Below are 20,137 nucleotides of genomic sequence, written 5' to 3'. Positions count from 1 at the left end.
GATGAGGTGGTGTCATGAAGATCAAGCGGTACTTTGCTCCGGACATCAAGCAGGCCATTCGCATGGTACGCGAAGAGCAGGGGCCGGACGCCGTGATTCTGTCCAACCGCAAGGTGGATGGCGGCGTTGAGATCGTGGCGGCCCGCGATTTCGACGAGCAGTCGATGATGGATCAGTGGCCGTCCGGAACCAGCGCACAAGCGCGGGAACCGTCCATGGCACAGCCAGGGGAAACGGCCGTCCGCAAGGAATCGCAGCGCCGCGCAGACGAAGCGTTCCGCGAGGCCACCCAGTCCCTGCGTCAGACGCCGCCCCAGCCGACCAGCACGCCACGCAGCCGCCCACAGACGCAGGCGAGGGCTGAGACGGTGGCAAAGCCACCCTCAGCCCCGGTCCGTCCGCAAACAGCTCCGGTGGAAAGTCCGTCGAACGGCATGCTCATGGAGATGCGCAAGGAAATGCAGCAGATGCGGCGCATGCTGGATGCCCATTGCTCCTTGTCGGCTTGGGACAGTTCGTTGAAGTCCGCTCCCGCGCGCCTCGATTTGCTGCGCAACCTGTCGGAGCGCGGCTTTTCCAAGAAAATTGCCCTGCAATTAGCCAACCGCCTGGGCGGTGTGGCCGATTTTTCACTGGCCTGGCAGGGCTGCCAGGATTTGATCGGCAGCCAGTTGCCCATCGTCGAGGACAACCTGTTGGACTATGGCGGCATCGTCGCCCTGGTCGGTCCCACCGGCGTCGGCAAGACCACCACCATCGCCAAGCTGGCCGCGCGCTTTCGCCTAAAGCACGGGCCGCGCCAGGTGGCGCTGATCACCACCGATAACTACCGCATCGGGGCGCACGATCAGCTGACGACCTATGGGCGTATTCTGGACGTGCCGGTGCGCTCGGCGGCGGACGCGGGCGAGTTGCGGAGCCTGCTCAACAGTTTCTGCGATAAGCGCCTGGTGCTCATCGACACGGCTGGAATGGGCCCCAAGGACCTGCGGCTGGCGGAACAGCTCGCGGTCTTGCGCCAGGACGAGATTCCCGTGAAGTCCTACCTGGTCTTGTCGGCTGCGACCCAGGCGCGGGTCATGGAAGAGGCCATCGCGGCGTTTGGCGCCTTCGATCCCAAGGCCTGCATCCTTACCAAGCTGGATGAGGCGGGGCAGTTGGGCGCAGCGATTTCTGTCCTGATCGAGAAAAAACTGCCGGTATCCCTGGTGACCGATGGCCAGCAGGTGCCGGAAGACCTGCATCTGGCGCGAACTCATCTACTATTAGATCAGTGTTTTGCCGACCGCGCTGACGGGCGGCCCGACCTTGAAGGATATGAATCATACGGATATGAGGACTGGGTGGCATATGCCAATGTATAATCGCGATCAGGCTGAGGGAATCAGAAGAATGGTACAGCCCAGACCGGTTCGTGTATTCGCAGTGAGCAGCGGCAAAGGCGGGGTCGGCAAGACCAACGTCTCGGTCAATCTCGGCGTGTGCCTCAATGAACTGGGCCATCATGTGGCTTTGATGGATGCCGACATGGGGCTCGCCAATGTCGATGTCCTGTTGGGCCTGCAGCCCAAATACAACCTGTCCCATCTGCTCAGCGGCGAGCGTTCGCTGGAAGAGATCATCGTGGAGGGGCCGGGCGGTCTCAAAGTGGTGCCGGGATCCTCCGGTCTGCAGCGCATGTCCGAACTGACCGTGGGCGAGCAGGCGGGTGTCATCCGGGCCTTCAGCGAAATCGGGAGCGATATCGACGTGCTCATCGTCGACACTGCAGCGGGAATTTCCGGTAGCGTGGTCAATTTCGCCCGTGCCTGCCAGGAAATCTTTCTGGTGGTGTGCGACGAACCAACCTCCATGACCGACGCATACGCCTTCATCAAGCTCTTGAACCGCGATTACGGCGTCTTCCGCTTTCAGATCCTGGCCAACATGGTTCCGGACGAGAGGCAGGGCTTGGCTTTGTACACCAAGCTGTGCAAGGTGACCGACCGTTATCTGGATGTGGCGCTCAATTATCTCGGGGCGATTCCCCAGGACGATTACCTCAAGAAGTCGGTGCAGAGGCAGGGGCCCGTGAGTCTGCTGTATCCGCAGAGCAAGTCTGCGCAGGCCTTCCGCGCCTTGGCTCGGAAAGCGGAGGCTTTGCCGATGTCCGATGCGGTGTCCGGCCGCCTCGAGTTCTTCGTCGAACGCATGATCGAGTACAGCAGCGCGGCGGCTTTATGAACGGAATTGCCATGTATGCCTCGATGCAGGCAGACGAAACGGATGTCCTGGTTCGAGAGCATGCCTCCCTCGTCAAACGCATCGCTTATCATCTGCTCAGTCGCCTGCCGCCGAGCGTACAGGTGGACGACCTGATCCAGGCTGGCATGGTGGGGCTTCTTGAAGCCGTGCAGCATTACGATCCCTCCCAGGGCGCGAGCTTCGAGACCTACGCGGGCATACGCATCCGCGGTTCCATGCTGGACGAGCTACGCCGCTACGATTGGACGCCCCGATCCGTGCACCGCAAGGCGCGCGAGGTGGCCGAGGCCATCCGTGCCATCGAAGCCAAGACCGGCCGTGACGCGCGTGATGCGGAAGTGGCCGAGCATCTTGGAATGCCCTTGTCGGAATATCACCTGATCCTGCAGGATGCCATGAGTTGCCGCATCTTCAGCATCGAGGAACTGCTGGAGGCCGGTGATTCGGTGCTTGATGGGTGCACCGACATGCGCGCGGCGCCCTTCGACCGTCTCAGCCAGAGCGGATTTGCCAAGTCCCTGGCCGACGCCATTTCCGGTTTGCCGGAACGCGAGCGCCTGGTGGTTTCGCTGTACTACGAGGAAGAACTGAACCTGCGCGAAATCGGCGAGGTGCTGGGTGTGAGCGAGTCGCGAGTTTGCCAGATCCAGAGCCAGGCGATGATGCGACTCCGCGCGAGAATGCACGACTGGCTGGATGACGGCGCCGATTCGGTTAATCCCAGGAAGCGCCGGACCACCCGGAAGGGATGAGCGCTTGCTCGGGCTTTCGCCTGAACCGAACTCATAAGGATCGCCCCGCGGTCCCACGAAGTGTCCCCCATGGACCCATTAAGCATCATTGGCGTCATCATAGGACTGGGAGCCATCATCGGTGGCAATGCCTGGGAGGGCGGTCACATCGGCTCCCTGTTGAACGGGCCGGCCATCGTGATCGTTATGGGAGGTACCCTGGGTGCCGTGCTCCTGCAGACCCCCCTCAGCACCTTCCTGCATGCCTTGAAGGCGATGAAGTGGGTGTTCGTGCCGCCACTGTTGGACGGGCCGAAACAGATCAAGAAGATTTCCGGCTGGAGTTCCGTAGCCCGGCGCGAGGGTCTTTTGGGCCTGGAGAACATGATCTCGGGGGAAAAGGACCCCTTCGCCCGCAAAGGCCTGCAACTGCTGGTGGATGGCAACGAGGCGGATTCCATCCGCGACAGCCTGGAGGTGGAGATGTTCGCCCGGCATGAGCGGGACCTGCAGGCCGCCAAGGTGCTTGAGGGCATGGGAGGATTCTCTCCCACCATCGGCATCATCGGTGCCGTCATGGGCCTCATCCACGTCATGCAGAACCTCTCCGATCCCAGCAAATTGGGCAGCGGCATCGCCACGGCCTTCGTCGCCACCATCTACGGGGTCGGCCTGGCCAACCTGTTATTCATCCCCATGTCCAACAAGCTGAAGGCGGTGAGCCAGAAACTGCAGCAGGACCGTGAACTGATGCTGGAAGGCATCATTTCCATTGCCGAGGGCGAGAATCCTCGCAACATCGAAATGAAGCTGTCCGGATTCGTCGAGGAACCCGAAAAGGTGGTGAAGTAATGCGGCGCAAGGGGCGGCACGAAGAGCATGAGAATCTAGAGCGTTGGCTGGTGTCCTATGCCGACTTCATCACCTTGCTGTTCGCGTTCTTCGTGGTGATGTACTCCATATCCTCGGTCAATGAAGGCAAATACAAGGTCCTGTCGGAAACCCTGAATACCGCATTTTCCACGACGACCAAGCAGCCCGGTTACATCGAGCGCAGCGCGGATCCCATCCAGCTTGGCACCATCACTCAGTCGGTGGATGGCGCGGAATTGCCCATTGCTCCCGACACGCGCCCGTCGTCACCGGATGTAGTGGATACCGGAGGTGGCGGCAGCGCCGGCGACGACAAGGCGCAATTGCAAGGTGTCGCCGATCGCATCGAGCGCGAACTGGCGCCCTATATCCAGGATGATCTGATACAACTGAAGCGCCATGAGTCTTGGATCGAAGTGGAAATGAAGAGCGGGCTGCTGTTTCCCAGCGGACGAGCGGATCTTTCGGTGGAGGTTACGCCGATGCTGGAAAAGCTTTCCGACATCTTCAAGAGTGTAAAAAATACGATCCAGGTCGAGGGGCACACCGATAACAAGCCGATCAACACGCGGGAATTTCCGTCCAACTGGGAACTCTCTGCGGCCCGTGCCGCTAGTGTTGTGCACCAGTTGATGCGCAATGGCATCGAGCCTCACCGCATGGCCGCCATCGGTTACGGGGAGCATCACCCCATGCAGTCCAATGACACGGAGGAAGGACGGTATCGCAACCGCCGGGTGACCATCAAGCTGCAGTCCAAATCTGCGGACAAGACATCGGCGGTCGTGACCCCGACGCCACCGGCGGCGCCGCGTTGATATGCCACAGGAAATGCTGATCCTCGTGCTGGTGGTTCTGATCCTGCTGGTGGCCGCCCTCGGTCTGGCCCACTGGCGGATGCGCACGGCCATCGCGCTGCTGCAGCAGGATCAGCTTAAGCTGACGCGAGCCTTGGCGCGGCAGGGTAACGATCTGGCCGGCATGTCGTCCGCCGGAGTGCACCTGGACCGGACTCTGGCCGACCACGGCAAGCGCTTGCGTGAATGTCTGGAGCGTTGCGAGAGCATTCGCGAGGAGCCCGTCGCCGGCAATGCCCCCCCGACCTATCATGGACCAATCGAACGCATCCGCCAGGGGGCCAGCGCGGAGGAATTGGTGTCCGAATTCGGTATTTCACTGTCCGAGGCCAAGTTGCTGGTTCGCTTGCACGGCTCGCCGAAATAGCCTGATGTGTTGCTTGTAAGTGGTCGATTTGTTGCGCAGGGTCTACAAAACTGGAGGCGGGCCGGGGTCTTTATGATATAGTCAGCGCATTCCGTGAAACATGGGGTGTGCAATGTACGTCCAAATCGTCATCGGGTTTCTCCTGATCTGCCTGTCACAGGCAGTCGGCGCCGAAGAGAGTGCCGCTGGCGGTCCCAAGCAGACCGTGGACAAGTTGAACAGCGTCCTGATCGATGTGATGAGGAACGCCAAGCAGCTCGGCTATCAGGGTCGCTACAAGAAGTTGGATTCGGTGGTGCGGGAAACCCATGAATTCGATGCCATCGCTCAGATTGCTCTTGGGAACCACTGGAAATCCCTGGACCAGCAGCAGAAAAAGTCCTTCGTGCAGAAACTGGCGGATCTCAGCGTAGCCACCTACGCCGCGCAGTTCAACGATTATGCCGGCGAGGAATTCAAGTACGAATCCGAGCAGAGCGTGAAACCGACCCGGGTCACCCTCCGCTACGCCTTGCAGGCGCCGAAGGAGAAGCCGGTCAAGTTCGAATACATGCTGAACCAGAGCGGGGGCAGGTGGGCCATCATCAACATTGTGGTTGACGGCATCAGCGACCTGGCCCTGAAAAAGGCGCAATACACCAGCGTCATCGACCGGGAAGGTTTCGACAGTCTGCTCAACAAGCTGACGCAGAAGATCAACGATTACGCCGCCAACAATTCCAAGCAGGGCTGATTCACATCGCTGATACTTGGCAAGGCTTGCGCCATGGTGGATCGGTAGCCGCGGGCGGCGCGTTACCCTCCGCGTCAGGGACGTCTGCTTGGGGCTGGTCGCCATGGCTCTCTCGGGCTGCGCCACGGCGCCTCCGTCCCATACCAGTGATCTTTGCGCCATATTCCGGGAAAAGGACGACTGGTATGCGGGAGCCCATGAGGCTTTCCGACGCTGGGGCGCGCCCATCCCCGTCCAGATGGCGATCATCAAACAGGAATCCTCTTTCGTGGACGATGCGAGGCCGCCGCGGGTGCGCTTTCTCGGTATTCCGTTGTGGCGGCCCTCTTCGGCCTTCGGCTACGCGCAGGCAAAGGACGAGACCTGGGATTGGTATCTGCGAACGACCGGCAATGGCGGCGCCGACCGGGATGACTTTGTCGACGCCGTGGACTTCGTCGCCTGGTACATTCACCAGACCTACAGCAAGCTGGGGGTGAGCAAGAGCGATGCATACTACCAGTACCTCGCCTATCACGAGGGGCAATCAGGGTTCAGGCGCGGCACTTGGCGCGCCAAGCCGGGCCTGTTGCGCGCTGCGCAGCGGGTCGAGGCCCTGGCAGCACTATACGGCCGGCAGTTGCAGGGCTGCGCTGGGGTACTGGAGGCAGCACTGTCTGATTGATTCGGGCGGGGCCTAGGTCCCATTCGAATGAATCGAGGGCGGAATTGCAGCATGCGCGCCTACGGACCTTTCGTCAGTCGCTGGGGCGAGTCCCTTCGGAGCCAGACCGGTTTCTCGGCGCAGGCCTTTCTCGCGGTCATGCGCGAGGTGAAGCAGGGCGGGCTGGACTACCGCGCCATGAGCCTGGTCTATACCAGCTTGCTGGCGCTGGTGCCGCTTCTGGCAGTGAGCTTCTCGATCATGAAGGCGTTCGGCGGCGAAAGCCAGTTGGAGCCCTTGCTGTTGGAATTGCTGGCGCCGCTGGGTGACAACGCGGAGGCCGTGGCAGGCCGCATCCTGGAATCTGTGAAGAAACTGCGGGTCGGTTTGCTGGGCTTTCTCGGCTTCGCTTTTCTGTTCTACACCAGTGTGTCGCTGCTGGAGAAGATCGAAGAGTCCTTCAACCACATCTGGCGCACCAAGACATCGCGGAGTTTGCTGCGGCGCTTTAGCGACTATCTGAGCTTCACACTGGTCGGTCCCCTGCTTCTTGTCTCGCTGTTCGGCGGCCTGAGTGACCTGGTCGAGGGCGGGCCGCGGACGCGGGCCTGGCGCGGATTGTTCGAGCCCGTCCTGCATTCCGCGCATGTCTTGCTGCCCTACGCGTTCGTCATTGCCGCCTTTACATTTCTGTATCGCTACGTTCCCAATGCCAAAGTCAGCGGCCGCGCCGCCCTGGTGGGAGGAACTGCAGCCGGCCTGGCATGGAAGGCCGCTGGCTGGGCATTTGCCGGATTCATCGCCGGCTCGGCCCAGTATCATGCGGTTTACTCCAGTTTCGCGATCCTGGTGCTGTTCATGATCTGGTTGTATGTCAGTTGGCTGATCGTGCTGCTGGGCGTGCAGGTATCTTTTTATTGCCAGCACCCGCGCTACCTCCGTTGGCGTTCCACCCATCTGCGCCTGGGTCCGCGATCCTTCGAGCGGGTGGGCCTGTCGCTCATGTGGTTGGTGGGATGCCGTTTTCTCGAAGGCGGCCCCGCCTGGACGGCCGAAGCGTTGGCGGAAGCCCTGGAACTGCCGGAGGACTGTGTCAATGAACTTCTGGATGTGCTCAGGGATCGGGGGTTGTTGATGTCCGTGGGAACTGATGACCCTGGATTCGTGCCCGCCCGGGACCTTTCGGCAATCCGCATGGCTGAACTGCTTTGCGCATTGCGCGAAGCCCATGACGAGGCAAATCTGAGCATGCTTGAGACGCGTTGCGGTGCGGCCATAGAGGCTTTTCACGCGGGGTTCGAAGACGCTCTGAAGTCTCAGGCGGGTGAGACATCCCTGCGCGAGATGATCGTCGCGGGGAACGCTGGCTGAGGTAAAACATTGAGCGAAACACTGACATTCTTCGCCACCGCGCCGCTGGGTCTTGAACGCCTGTTGCTTGAAGAGCTTGCTGCCCTCGGTGCCGGCGACGCAAGGGAAGCGCGTGCGGGCGTCGAATTCTCCGGTGGCCTGGCGGAGGCCTATCGCGCCTGCCTCTGGTCTCGTCTGGCGAATCGCGTGCTGCTCAAGTTGACGGAGTTTCCGGCCGCGACGCCCGAGGCTCTGTATGCCGGGATCGCAGCCATGGACTGGGCGGAACACATGGTGCCAGACGCGTCCCTGGCCGTGGATTTCGCGACCATCCGCTCGGCCATCACACACACCCGCTACGGCGCCCAGAAGGTCAAGGACGCGATCGTCGATCAGTTCCGCGAACTCTGCGGGGTGCGGCCGACAGTGGAACTCGCGCGGCCGGATATCCGCGTCAATGTGTTCGTGGATCGGGATACGGCCCACGTAAGTCTGGACCTGTCCGGGGAGAGTCTGCACAAGCGCGGCTACCGCCTTGAAGGTGGAGCCGCGCCGCTCAAGGAGAATTTGGCGGCAGCGGTGCTGCTGCGCGCCGGGTGGCCCGAAATCGCTCGGCAGGGTGGAGACCTGATCGACCCCATGTGCGGGTCCGGCACCCTGCCCATAGAGGCCGCGCTCATGGCTGCCGACATCGCACCGGGCCTGACGCGGGAGCATTTCGGCTTTCTTCGCTGGAAGGGGCACGCCGCTCCCCTTTGGGAGACCTTGAAGGCCGAGGCCGAGGATCGCCGCGAGGCGGGCTTGAAAGCCTGTAAAGTCGCCATCCATGGCTATGACCTCGACCGCAAGGCCGTGCACGCCGCCTTGGGCAATCTCGAACGGGCTGGGTTGCGCGGCCATGTCCACGTGGAAAAGGCATCGGCCGAGACAGTGCGGCCGCGCAAACCTGTCGGCCTGCTGGTGGTGAATCCCCCTTACGGAGAACGTTTGGGCGAAGTGGAGACCCTGCGCCCCGTCTACGAGGCGCTGGGCCAGACCCTGCAGTCTCACTTCCAAGGCTGGCGCGCCAGCGTGCTCACCGGCAACCCGGAACTGGCTTTTCGCTTGGGTATCCGCTCACACAAGCAGTACCGGCTGTTCAATGGAGCGCTGGAATGCAAGCTGCTCAATTTCGAGATTGATCCGGAACGCTTTTTCGTGCCCCATGGCGAGGGAGAGAGCGGCGAAGTCGCCCGTCTGTTGCGCCGGGCAGCCGCCTTGGCCATGCAGCCCGCCACGCCGGGTGCCCAGATGTTCGCCAACCGCCTGCGCAAGAATCTGAAGAGCCTTGGGCGGTGGGCGCGTCAGAATCAGGTCAGTTGCTACCGCGTTTATGACGCCGACCTGCCGGAATATGCCTTGGCCTTGGATATCTACCAGGGTGATGAGCGCTGGCTGCATGTGCAGGAATACGAAGCGCCGGCCAGCGTCGACCCGAAGAAGGCCGAGGGAAGGCTGTTGGAAGCCCTTTCGGTCATGCCCGCCGTTCTTGAAATCGCGCCCGATCACCTATTCCTCAAAGTGCGGCGTCGCCAGAAGGGGGCAGAACAATACGAGAAGCAGGCCGAAGGCGGACGCTTCTTGTTGGTGGAGGAGGGCGGCTGCAAATTATGGGTGAACCTTCAGGACTATCTGGATACCGGGTTGTTCCTGGATCACCGCAGTACGCGCCTGATGATCCAGCAGAAGGCCGGTGGCAAGCGCTTTCTCAACCTGTTTGCCTACACTGGTTCGGCGACGGTGCACGCCGCAGTGGGCGGTGCGGTGTCGACCACCACCGTGGACATGTCCAACACGTATTTGGATTGGGCGCGCCGCAACCTAGCGGCGAACGGGCTGGCAGGGTCGAAACACGAACTGATCCAGGCCGACTGCCTGGCCTGGCTGGCTGAGGAATCCAAGCGGCAGACACGCCGCTATGATCTGATCTTTCTCGACCCGCCCACCTTCTCCAACTCAAAGCGCATGCACGCTGCCTTCGACATTCAGAAGGATCACCCGGAACTGATCAGGCAGGCCGCCAGCCTGCTTGCGCCCGGGGGGCTTTTGATCTTCTCCACCAATTTTCGCAAGTTCAGGCTGCAAAGCTTGGATGGCTTGGTGGCCGAGGATATCTCGGTAAAGAGCATTCCGACGGATTTCCAGCGAAATCCTCGCATCCATTATTGTTGGCTCATCCGTAGAGAAGGGGATGGCCACGCTGACGTGGGCACGGTTTGAGCGTCTGGCTTTCCGCTGTGCGCTTTGTCCAACTTCTGGGCGGACCCGGTTGGGTGGGTGGCGAATACTGAACCGTTCGGAGCCATGTCGAACGAACGAAAAGATTTGAGCAAGTGATGGGCCCCCGTCAACCTATGTTGGAATTGGGGCTTCCATTCACTTGGAATCTCCACTATACTGCGCAGCCTTGACGAATGACCTAAAGCAGGCGCGTAGCTCAGTTGGTTAGAGCACCACCTTGACATGGTGGGGGTCGTTGGTTCAAATCCAATCGCGCCTACCATATTCCCAAAGCATCGCTTAGCGATGCTTTTTTGTTCATGCAGTTTTTGGCCGGATAGTTCGCGAGATGCCCGTTGTAACGCTGCCCGATGGTTCCAAGCGCGAGTTCGATCGAGCCGTCACCGTGCGCGAGGTGGCGGAGTCCATCGGCGCGGGGCTGGCGCGCGCGGCGCTGGCCGGCAAGATCGACGGCAGGCTGGTGGATCTGTCCTGCCTCATTGAGTCCGACGCGGACCTGGCCATCATTACCAGCCGCGATCCGGAAGGTCTGGAAGTCACCCGCCATTCTACCGCGCACCTGCTGGCCCAGGCTGTCAAATCCCTGTTCCCGAATGCCCAGGTGACCATTGGTCCGGTCATCGAGGACGGCTTCTACTACGACTTCTCTTTCGAGCGTCCCTTCACGCCGGAGGATCTGGCGGCCATCGAAAAGAAGATGGAAGAACTGGCCGCGCAGGCTCTGGAAGTGAAGCGCAGCGTGTTGCCGCGCGACGAGGCGGTTGCCTATTTCCGTGGGCTGGGCGAGGAATACAAGGCCAAGATCATCGAGGATATCCCCCAGGGCGAGCAGCTTTCGCTTTACACCCAGGGCGATTTCACCGACCTGTGCCGCGGTCCCCATGTGCCGGATACCGGCAAGCTCAAGGCCTTCAAGCTGATGAAGGTGGCGGGTGCCTATTGGCGCGGGGATTCCCGCAACGAGATGCTGCAGCGCATCTACGGCACCGCCTGGACCGACAAGAAGGACTTGAAGGACTATCTGCACCGTCTGGAAGAGGCGGAGCGGCGCGATCACCGCAAGATCGGCAAGACCCTGGACCTGTTCCACGTGCAGGAGGAAGCCCCGGGCATGGTGTTCTGGCATCCGGCGGGTTGGGCCTTGTGGCAGACGGTTGAGCAGTACATGCGCCAGGTGTTTCGCGACAACGGCTATCAGGAGATCAGGACGCCGACGATCGTGGGCCGCGCCCTGTGGGAAAAGTCCGGCCACTGGGACAAGTTCCAGGACGAGATGTTCACCACCCAGGCGGAAGAGCGCGACTTCGCCATCAAGCCCATGAACTGCCCCTGCCACATCCAGGTTTACAACCAGGGCTTGAAGAGCTACCGCGATCTGCCGCTGCGCCTGGCGGAGTTCGGTTCCTGCCACCGCAACGAGCTGTCCGGCGTGCTGCACGGCATCATGCGCGTGCGTGGCTTTACCCAGGACGATGCGCACATCTTCTGCACCGAGGACCAAATCCAGTCGGAAGTGTCGACCTTCATCGACCTGCTGCAGAAGGTCTACGCGGACTTCGGCTTCAACGAGATTCTGCTCAAGCTGTCCACCCGACCGGAGAAGCGGGTCGGTTCCGATGAGGTATGGGATAAGGCCGAGGCGGCATTGCAACAGGCCTTGGACAGCAAGGGCCTGGAATGGCAGTTGCAGCCGGGCGAGGGTGCTTTCTACGGCCCCAAGATCGAATTTTCCTTAAAGGATTGCCTGGGCCGCGTCTGGCAATGCGGCACCATTCAGGTGGATTTCTCGATGCCCGAGCGCCTCGGCGCCGTGTATGTAGCCGAAAGTGGCGCGAAACAGGCGCCGGTGATGCTGCACCGCGCGATCCTGGGTTCCATGGAGCGCTTCATCGGCATTCTGGTCGAGCATTACGCCGGTTATTTCCCCTTGTGGCTGGCGCCGACCCAGGTGGTGGTGCTCAATATCACCGACCGTCAGGCCGAATATGCCGAATCGGTGGCTAAGGAATTGAATGCGCGAGGCTTGCGCGCAAAATGCGACTTGAGAAATGAGAAGATCGGCTTTAAAATCCGCGAGCACTCGATGAAGCGGGTGCCTTATCTTCTGATTGTCGGCGACAAGGAAGTTGAGGCGTCATCTGTCACCGTGCGCACTCAAAAGGGTGTGGACCTGGGTAATTTCACCTTACAGGACATAGTCCAAAGGCTGGTCGATGAAGCATCGACACGGGCCGCACCCGTGTAATGTCTTGATGTGGAGGAATAAGGTATCACTGCGAACGATAGAAAAGAGCCGCGCCTGAACGACGAGATCAACTACCCGCAGGTACGTTTGATCGGAGCGGACGGCGAACAGGTTGGGGTTGTTTCCAGCCGCGAAGCGAAACAGATAGCCTCGGATGCCGATCTCGATCTGGTGGAGATTTCGCCCACCGCTGAGCCGCCCGTATGCCGGGTGATGGATTACGGCAAATATCGCTTCGAGCAGGCCAAGAAACTGGCGGCGGCGAAGAAAAAGCAGAAGCTCATCCACATCAAGGAAATCAAGTTCAGGCCGGGCACGGACGAGGGCGACTACCAGATCAAGCTGCGCAATCTGGTGCGCTTCCTGAGCGATGGCGATAAGGCCAAGATTACCGTGAGATTCAGAGGTCGCGAGCTGTCGCATCGCGAACTCGGCATGGATCTGCTGAAGAGAATCGAAACTGACCTGGCGGAGCACGCCACTGTGGAGCAGTTTCCCAAATTGGAGGGCAGGCAGTTGAGCATGACCCTGGCCCCCAAGAAAAAGAAGTCCTGAGAAACATTGGAGATTTGATCCATGCCGAAAATGAAGACCAACCGGGGCGCCGCCAAGCGCTTCCGCAAGACCGCCTCGGGCGGTTTCAAGTGCAGCCATTCGCACCGGCGGCACATCCTGACCAAGAAGACCACCAAGCGTAAGCGTCAGTTGCGCAGCACCGGCCTCCTGCATCCTTCGGATGTGAAGAGCGCCGCGCGCATGCTGCCCTTCGTCTGATCCACCGAGTTAAGAGTTAGAGAGAGAGGGGATATCCCATGCCCAGAGTTAAACGTGGCGTTACCGCTCACGCCCGACACAAGAAAGTCCTGAAACTTGCCAAGGGTTACTACGGCGCCCGTAGCCGTGTCTACCGCGTGGCCAAGCAGGCGGTTATCAAGGCGGGACAGTACGCTTACCGTGACCGCAAGCAGCGCAAGCGCCAGTTCCGCGCGCTGTGGATCACTCGCATCAACGCTGCGGCACGGGAGTGCGGCCTGTCTTACAGCCGCTTCATGGACGGTCTGAAGAAGGCCTCCGTCGAGTTGGATCGCAAGGTGCTGGCCGACATGGCGGTGCACGACAAGGAAGGTTTCGCACAGCTGGTCAAGCTGGTCCAGTCCGCCTAATCAGGCCCTTGTCCCCAGGCAAAAGGCTGCCAACGCAGCCTTTTGCCGTTTTCGACCTACCGTAATGTGAGCAGGCCCGTGACAGCTCCCCTTGAATCGATTCTGACGGAGGCCCGCCAGCAGCTGGCCGCAGCCGACAGTCTGGCGCATCTGGACCAGGTGCGTGTCCAGTACCTGGGCAAGAAAGGGCTGTTCACGGAGCGCATGAAGGAACTGGGGAAGTTGTCCCCGGAAGAGCGCCGCGAGGCCGGGCAGCAGATCAACCTGGCCCGCGACGAGTTCCAGAATGCCCTGGAGGAGCGGCGTGGCGCCCTGGAAGCGCAGGCCCTGCAGGCGCGCCTGGCTAGCGAGACCATCGATGTCACCCTGCCTGGCCGCGGCATCGGCGGCGGCGGGCTGCATCCCGTCACGCTGACGCTGCGCCGCATCTGCCGGCTGTTCCAGAATGTGGGGTTCCAGGTGGTGGAGGGGCCCGAGATCGAGGACGACTACCACAACTTCGAAGCCCTCAATATCCCGGCGTCCCATCCGGCTCGTGCCATGCACGACACTTTCTATTTCGACGCCCATACCCTGCTGCGCACCCATACCTCGCCGGTGCAGATCCGCGTCATGGAAAGCGGGAGCGCGCCGCTGCGTATCATCGCGCCGGGCCGGGTGTACCGCTGCGATTCCGACCTGACCCACACGCCCATGTTCCATCAGGTGGAAGGGTTCCTGGTGGATGAGGACGTAAGCTTCGCCGACCTGCGCGGGATCCTGTACGCGTTCCTGCGCCTGTTCTTCGAGAAGGACATCCAGGTCCGCTTCCGTCCCTCCTATTTCCCCTTCACCGAGCCGTCCGCCGAGGTGGACATCGAGTGCGTGATCTGCGGCGGCGGCGGCTGCCGCGTGTGCAAGCACACCGGCTGGCTGGAGGTGATGGGCTGCGGCATGATCCATCCGAAGGTCTTCGGTTTCGTCGGCATCGACACCGAGCGCTTCACCGGCTTCGCTTTCGGCCTGGGCGTGGAGCGGCTGGCCATGCTGCGCTATGGCATCAACGACCTGCGCATGTTCTTCGAGAACGACCTGAAGTTCCTGCAGCAGTTCCGGGCCTCCTGACCGCCACAACATAACGACAACAAGGTTGCGATATGCGCTTTAGCGAAGCGTGGCTTAGAGAATACGTGAACCCGTCCGTGAGTACGGACGATCTGGTGGCGCAGCTGACCATGGCCGGGCTGGAAGTGGACAGTGTCGAACCCGCCGCCGGGGCGTTCCACGGCGTGCGCGTGGGCGAGGTTCTGGAGGTGCAGCCGCACCCGCAGGCGGACCGTTTGCGCGTCTGCCGCGTGGCGGCGGGTGGTCCCGAGCCCCTGCAGATCGTCTGTGGCGCGCCCAATGCGCGGGTCGGCCTGAAGGCACCGCTGGCGGTGGAGGGGGCCGAGTTGCCGGGCGGCATGAAGATCGGCAAGTCGCAGCTGCGCGGCGTCGATTCCTTCGGCATGCTGTGCTCCGCCAAGGAACTGGGTTTCGAGGACGGTCAGGCGGGGCTCCTGGAACTGGCGGCTGACGCGCCCACCGGCGCGGACCTGCGCGAATACCTTAAACTCGACGATTCCATCATCGAGGTCGACCTGACCCCCAACCGCGCCGATTGCCTGAGCGTGCAGGGCATCGCCCGCGAGGTGGCCCTGCTCAACGGCCTGGACTGGTCGGTGCCGGCGGCGCCGACGGTCAAGGCCGCCAGCGACGGGCAACTGGCAGTGCACCTCAAGGCACCGGAGGCCTGCCCGCGCTACCTGGGACGCCTGATCCGCAACGTGGACCGCACGGCAGAGACGCCGCTGTGGATGAAGGAGCGCTTGCGCCGTTCCGGCGTCCGTTCCCTGGGACCGTTGGTGGACGTGACCAATTACGTACTGCTGGATCTGGGGCAGCCGCTGCACGCCTTCGATGCGGCCAAGCTCGAGGGTTCGGTGCAAGTGCGTCTGGCCCGCGCCGACGAAACCCTGCGACTGCTCAATGATCAGGAGATCACCCTGGATGGGGAAACCCTGGTCATCGCCGACGAGGTTAAGGCCCTGGCGCTGGCCGGGATCATGGGCGGCGCGGATTCGGCGGTGGGCGAAGGCACCCGGGACATCTTCCTGGAGTGCGCTTTCTTCGCGCCCCTCGCCATCATGGGCAAGGCGCGCCGCTACGGCCTGGCCACCGATTCGTCCCACCGCTTCGAGCGCGGCGTCGATCCGGAGATGCAAACGCGGGCCATCGAGTACGCCACGCAACTGATAGTGGACATCTGTGGCGGCGAAGCCGCGCACATCGTGGAGGCGCTGGCGGCAGAACACCTGCCGGAGCGCGCGCCGGTCCAACTGCGCAGCGCCCGCGTCGCCAAGCTGCTGGGCATCGTCATTGCCGACGACGAAGTCGAAAGCATCCTGCGTCGCCTGGGCATGCAGGTGCAGAGGCAGCCTGCGGGCTGGCAGGTGACGCCGCCGGGCTTTCGCTTCGACATCGCCATCGAGGTGGACCTGATCGAGGAGATCGGCCGCGTCTACGGTTACAACCGCCTGCCCAGGACCGATGCCGCGTCCCACATGGAACTGCGCCCGGTGTCCGAGGCCGTGGTGGATATCGAGCGCATCAAGGACCTGCTGGTGGACCGGGGCTACCAGGAGGCCATCACCTACAGCTTCGTGGATGCCGCCACCCAGCTCAAGATCGAGCCGGAGCTGGAAGTCATCCCGCTGCAAAATCCCATCTCCTCGGAACTGGGCGTGATGCGCACCGGTCTTTGGTGCGGCCTGCTGGATGCGGCCTTGAAGAACCTGAACCGCCAGCAGACGCGGGTGCGTCTGTTCGAGGCGGGCCTGCGCTTCACCCGCCGCGAGGGCGCCATCGTTCAGGAAAAGTCCCTGGCCGGCCTGGTTCTCGGCGATGCGCGCGAGGAGCAATGGGGCGAGGCCACGCGCCGCGTCGATTTCTTCGACCTCAAGGCCGATCTGGAGGCCATCCTGCGCCTGACGGGACATGAAGGCGATGTGGTCTTTGTCGCTGGGCAGCACCCGGCCCTGCATCCGGGGCAGTCGGCGCTCATTACGCTCGGCGGGGAAAAGCTGGGCTGGGCTGGCATGCTGCATCCTTCGCTGGAAAAAGAGCTGGGTTTTGACTGCCGGGTATTTCTGTTCGAGCTGGATCAGGGTATCTTGCTGTCGCGCGAGGTGCCGGCATTCAAACCCTTGTCGCGCTTCCCGCAGGTGCGGCGCGATCTTGCCGTGATCGTCGACGAGACGGTGAAGGCGGCGGACGTGGCGGCTTGCGTGCAGGGCTGCGCCCGGGATCTGATCCGGCAGGTGTTGCTGTTCGATGTCTACCAGGGGCCCGGCATCGAGGCCGGCAAGAAGAGCCTGGCCCTGGGCCTCGTGCTGCAGGATGATGCCGATACCTTGACGGATGCGCGGGTGGATGCGGTCATGACCGCGGTCGTGGCCGAGTTGGTCAATGTCTTTAATGGAAAATTGAGGGATTGAACTTATGGCCTTAACCAAAGCCTGTCTGGTGGAAAAGCTGCTGACGGAACTTGGGATGAACAAACGGGACGCCAAGGTTCTGGTGGATCAGTTTTTCGAAGAGATCAAAACAGCCCTGGAAGAGGGCAGGGCGGTGAAGTTGTCCGGTTTCGGCAACTTCGACCTGCGCGACAAGCGCCAGCGCCCTGGCCGCAATCCCAAAACCGGCGAGGAAATTCCCATCACCGCCCGCCGCGTCGTCACCTTCAAGCCGGGACAGAAGCTGAAGGTGCGCGTCGAGTCCCATTCCGCGTCGGCTTGACGCCCCTGGCATCCAGGTTTCGCTTGCTTCGTGAAGAGACAACCGTGGCGCATTGGGGCAGCGGCTATCCGGGCCTGAGGCTGGCTCCATGATACGGGCTGGTATAGTCGGCGGCACCGGTTATACCGGGGTCGAACTGTTGCGCATCCTGGCGCTGCACCCGGATGTCCGCTTGGCCGCGGTGACCTCCCGGGCGGATGCCGGCAAGCGGGTGGACGAGGCCTATCCCAACCTGCGTGGTTATGTGGATGCCGTATTCCGAGCGCCGGATGCTTCGGCCCTGGCCGAGTGCGATGTGGTGTTCTTCGCCACGCCCAATGGCACGGCCATGCGCATGGCGCCGGAACTGGTCAGCGCAGGCAAGAAGGTCATCGACCTGGCGGCCGATTTCAGGCTGTCCGATCCGGCCGAGTGGGCGCGGTGGTATGGCGAGCCCCATGCTTGTCCGGACCTGTTGGCCGAGGCGGTTTACGGTCTGCCCGAGGTCAATCGCGAGACGATCCGCAACGCGCGCTTGATCGCCTGCCCCGGCTGCTATCCGACTTCGGTGCAGCTGGGCCTGCTGCCACTGGTGGAGGCCGGGCTGATCGAAATGGATCACCTGATCGCGGACGTGAAGTCCGGCGTCAGCGGCGCGGGCCGCAAGGCCGAGATCCCCATCCTCATGAGCGAGGCGGGCGAGAGTTTCAAGGCCTACAACGTGGCCGGGCACCGCCACCTGCCGGAAATCCGCCAGGGTCTGGCGCGAGCGGCCGGGCGGGAGGTGGGCCTGACTTTCGTTCCGCACCTGGTGCCCATGATACGCGGCATCCACGCGACGCTATACGCACGCATGACCGGCGAGGCCGGTGATCTGCAAGCCCTGTTCGAGGCCCGCTACCGCGACGAGCCCTTTGTGGATGTGCTGCCGGCGGGCTCCCATCCGGATACGCGCAACGTGCGCGGCGGCAATCGCTGCCAGATTGCTGTTCACCGACCTCAGGGTGGTGATACTGTGGTGGTCTTGTCGGTGATTGACAATCTGGTCAAAGGCGCCGCCGGACAGGCCGTGCAGAACATGAACCTCATGTTCGGTCTGGCCGAAACCACCGGGCTTCGCGCCATCGGCCTCTATCCTTGACCTTCGAGCCAGTCGCGGGCGCAAGCCCGGCCTCTTCTGGAGGGCACCCATGAATGACCGCAGCGCCGTGATCTCCGCCCTGACCACCCTTCGCGATTATGTGCGTTGGGGAGCCAGCCGTTTCAACCAGGCCAAGCTGTGTTTTGGGCATGGTACCGTCAACGCCATCGACGAGGCCGCGGCCTTGGTGCTGCACGCCATCCACCAGCCGCACGATCTGCCCGCCGGCTATTTCAACTGTGTCCTGAGCCTCGAGGAGCGCGAGGACGTGCTGAATTTGCTGCAGCGCCGCATCGAAGAGCGCTTGCCCGCCGCCTACCTGACGGGGGAAGCCTGGTTCGCCGGCCTGGCTTTTAAGGTGGACCCGCGGGTGCTGGTGCCGCGCTCGCCCATCGCCGAGTTGATCGAGCAGCGCTTCAGCCCCTGGATTGGCGAGCCGGAGGCGGTCGAAGACATTCTTGACCTATGCACGGGCTCGGGCTGCATTGCCATCGCCTGTGCCTATGCGTTTCCGGATGCCGACGTCGATGCGGTGGATATCTCCGCGGATGCCCTGGACGTGGCAGCCAGCAACGTGGAGCGGCACGAGGTGGAAGACCAGGTCAGTCTGTACCAGGGCGATCTGTTCGCAGCCTTGCCGGAAAAACGCTACGACATCATCGTCAGCAATCCGCCCTATGTGAACAGTGAGGAGTGGGAAGGACTGCCGGCGGAGTTTCATGCCGAGCCGAAGCTGGGCCTTGAGGCCGCCGATAATGGCCTGGCGGCCGTAAAACAGATCCTGCGCGAGGCAGGCGAATTTCTCAAGCCCGAGGGAATCCTGGTGGTGGAAGTGGGTAGCAGCGCCGAGGCGCTCGAAGAGGCCTACCCGGAAGTGCCGTTCTGTTGGCTGGACTTCGAACGGGGCGGCGATGGGGTGTTCCTGTTGACGGCGGAGCAGCTTAGGGAGTATTCAGCCCTTTTGAGCTAGGCCGTGGCCGCAGGCCAGGAAGAAGGTTTGCAAGGGAGAGGGACGATGCGTATTGTTTTGCTTGTGGTTTGTCTGTTGCTGGGTTGCTCCAGCAGCCCCAAGCTGACTCCGGTGCCGCCGGACGGCGTGATCCTCGCGTTTGGTGACAGTCTGACCCACGGAACCGGTGCGGGGGATGGCGAGTCCTATCCAGAGGTCTTGCAAGGATTGATCGGGCGGACGGTGGTCAATGCCGGTATTCCTGGCGAAACCACGGCCGAAGGCTTGGCGCGCCTGCCGGGGGTGCTGGATGAAACCACGCCGCGGCTGATGATCCTGTGCTTGGGCGGCAACGACTTCCTGCGCCGCCTGGACGAGAAGCAGGCCGCCGACAACCTGCGCGCCATGGTGGCCCTGGCCAGGTCCCGCGGCGTGGAGGTGGTGCTGATGGCGGTGCCCAGGTTCGGCCTGACGCTATCGCCTCCCGAACTCTATGCCCAGATGGCGGAAGAACTGAAGTTGCCGCTGGAAAGCGGGATCATGCGCTCGGTGGTGATGAACAGCGCCATGAAGTCCGACGAGGTGCACCCCAATGCGGCGGGCTACAAGGCGGTCGCCGAGGCCTTGGCGGAACTGCTGAGGAAGAGCGGGGCGGTTTGACTGCGGCGGAGGCTTAGTCGATTGTTGCCGACCGATCTTTTTGCTCCTTCCTCTTGGCAGGGGAACGGAGATGTTTCAACGGTTGGCGCAGCCATAGTCCAACAAT

At 62.1% G+C, this 20,137-nt stretch carries 20 protein-coding genes and 1 tRNA gene; all 21 read left to right on the top strand.

The window, feature by feature from the left end; genetic code table 11:
* The first annotated feature begins 14 nt into the window (after positions 1-14).
* The 21 genes from flhF to EK23_RS01950 all read left to right on the top strand — a co-directional run bounded on the left by flhF (position 15) and on the right by EK23_RS01950 (position 20,031).
* A complete protein-coding gene (flhF, locus tag EK23_RS02050; RefSeq protein ID WP_045223578.1) occupies positions 15-1,364 on the top strand; it encodes a flagellar biosynthesis GTPase FlhF in 1,350 nt (449 codons plus the stop codon).
* Positions 1,365-1,392: 28 nt separating this feature from the next.
* Entirely contained in the window at positions 1,393-2,223 is an 831-nt protein-coding gene (locus tag EK23_RS02045) for a MinD/ParA family protein (RefSeq protein WP_045223577.1), read from the top strand.
* A complete protein-coding gene (locus EK23_RS02040; protein ID WP_045223576.1) occupies positions 2,220-2,996 on the top strand; it encodes an RNA polymerase sigma factor FliA in 777 nt (258 codons plus the stop codon). The genes EK23_RS02045 and EK23_RS02040 overlap by 4 nt, the downstream gene beginning before the upstream one ends.
* Positions 2,997-3,065: 69 nt before the next feature.
* A complete protein-coding gene (locus tag EK23_RS02035; RefSeq protein WP_045223575.1) occupies positions 3,066-3,827 on the top strand; it encodes a flagellar motor protein in 762 nt (253 codons plus the stop codon).
* Positions 3,827-4,666 (top strand): flagellar motor protein MotD, encoded by an 840-nt coding sequence (gene motD, locus EK23_RS02030; RefSeq protein WP_045223574.1) that lies wholly within the window; start codon positions 3,827-3,829, stop codon positions 4,664-4,666. Before EK23_RS02035 ends, motD begins: the two co-directional genes overlap by 1 nt.
* A gap of 1 nt (position 4,667) precedes the next feature.
* A complete protein-coding gene (locus EK23_RS02025) occupies positions 4,668-5,072 on the top strand; it encodes a DUF2802 domain-containing protein (protein WP_082053858.1) in 405 nt (134 codons plus the stop codon).
* Positions 5,073-5,184: 112 nt separating this feature from the next.
* The gene (locus EK23_RS02020; protein ID WP_045223573.1) at positions 5,185-5,805 is read left to right on the top strand and encodes an HpnM family protein; all 621 of its coding nucleotides are present in this window, start codon (positions 5,185-5,187) and stop codon (positions 5,803-5,805) included.
* Between the two features lie 88 nt (positions 5,806-5,893).
* Positions 5,894-6,469, top strand: coding sequence for a transglycosylase SLT domain-containing protein (locus tag EK23_RS02015; RefSeq protein ID WP_235281879.1), 576 nt, complete (start codon positions 5,894-5,896; stop codon positions 6,467-6,469).
* A gap of 51 nt (positions 6,470-6,520) precedes the next feature.
* A complete protein-coding gene (locus EK23_RS02010) occupies positions 6,521-7,819 on the top strand; it encodes a YihY/virulence factor BrkB family protein (protein WP_052807833.1) in 1,299 nt (432 codons plus the stop codon).
* A 9-nt stretch (positions 7,820-7,828) separates the two neighbouring features.
* Positions 7,829-10,057, top strand: a complete 2,229-nt coding sequence (gene rlmKL / locus EK23_RS02005; RefSeq protein WP_045223572.1) for a bifunctional 23S rRNA (guanine(2069)-N(7))-methyltransferase RlmK/23S rRNA (guanine(2445)-N(2))-methyltransferase RlmL — start codon at positions 7,829-7,831, stop codon at positions 10,055-10,057.
* A 206-nt stretch (positions 10,058-10,263) separates the two neighbouring features.
* Positions 10,264-10,340: transfer RNA gene (locus EK23_RS02000), tRNA-Val, on the top strand.
* Positions 10,341-10,406: 66 nt separating this feature from the next.
* Complete coding sequence (gene thrS / locus EK23_RS01995) at positions 10,407-12,323, top strand: threonine--tRNA ligase (protein ID WP_045223571.1); 1,917 nt, start codon at positions 10,407-10,409, stop codon at positions 12,321-12,323.
* Between the two features lie 24 nt (positions 12,324-12,347).
* Positions 12,348-12,878 carry a translation initiation factor IF-3 gene (gene infC / locus EK23_RS01990; RefSeq protein ID WP_045223570.1) on the top strand — a complete coding sequence of 177 codons (531 nt, stop codon included), beginning with the start codon at positions 12,348-12,350 and terminating at the stop codon, positions 12,876-12,878.
* A 21-nt stretch (positions 12,879-12,899) separates the two neighbouring features.
* Positions 12,900-13,097 (top strand): 50S ribosomal protein L35, encoded by a 198-nt coding sequence (rpmI, locus tag EK23_RS01985; protein WP_045223569.1) that lies wholly within the window; start codon positions 12,900-12,902, stop codon positions 13,095-13,097.
* A gap of 38 nt (positions 13,098-13,135) precedes the next feature.
* Entirely contained in the window at positions 13,136-13,486 is a 351-nt protein-coding gene (rplT, locus tag EK23_RS01980; protein ID WP_045223568.1) for a 50S ribosomal protein L20, read from the top strand.
* 78 nt (positions 13,487-13,564) lie between these two features.
* On the top strand, positions 13,565-14,590 hold the full coding sequence (gene pheS, locus EK23_RS01975; RefSeq protein WP_045223567.1) for a phenylalanine--tRNA ligase subunit alpha: 1,026 nt from the start codon (positions 13,565-13,567) through the stop codon (positions 14,588-14,590).
* Between the two features lie 32 nt (positions 14,591-14,622).
* Positions 14,623-17,001, top strand: coding sequence for a phenylalanine--tRNA ligase subunit beta (gene pheT, locus EK23_RS01970; RefSeq protein WP_045223566.1), 2,379 nt, complete (start codon positions 14,623-14,625; stop codon positions 16,999-17,001).
* 4 nt (positions 17,002-17,005) lie between these two features.
* Positions 17,006-17,302, top strand: coding sequence for an integration host factor subunit alpha (locus EK23_RS01965; protein WP_045223565.1), 297 nt, complete (start codon positions 17,006-17,008; stop codon positions 17,300-17,302).
* A gap of 88 nt (positions 17,303-17,390) precedes the next feature.
* Positions 17,391-18,422, top strand: a complete 1,032-nt coding sequence (argC, locus tag EK23_RS01960; RefSeq protein WP_045223564.1) for an N-acetyl-gamma-glutamyl-phosphate reductase — start codon at positions 17,391-17,393, stop codon at positions 18,420-18,422.
* A gap of 49 nt (positions 18,423-18,471) precedes the next feature.
* Complete coding sequence (gene prmB, locus EK23_RS01955; RefSeq protein ID WP_045223563.1) at positions 18,472-19,392, top strand: 50S ribosomal protein L3 N(5)-glutamine methyltransferase; 921 nt, start codon at positions 18,472-18,474, stop codon at positions 19,390-19,392.
* Between the two features lie 45 nt (positions 19,393-19,437).
* Positions 19,438-20,031 (top strand): arylesterase, encoded by a 594-nt coding sequence (locus EK23_RS01950; protein ID WP_045223562.1) that lies wholly within the window; start codon positions 19,438-19,440, stop codon positions 20,029-20,031.
* The last annotated feature ends 106 nt before the right edge of the window (positions 20,032-20,137 follow it).

It is taken from the genome of Methyloterricola oryzae, assembly GCF_000934725.1.
Lineage (GTDB): Bacteria > Pseudomonadota > Gammaproteobacteria > Methylococcales > Methylococcaceae > Methyloterricola > Methyloterricola oryzae.
Note: the sequence above shows the minus strand (reverse complement) of the source record. Positions and strands in the feature narration are given on the sequence as shown.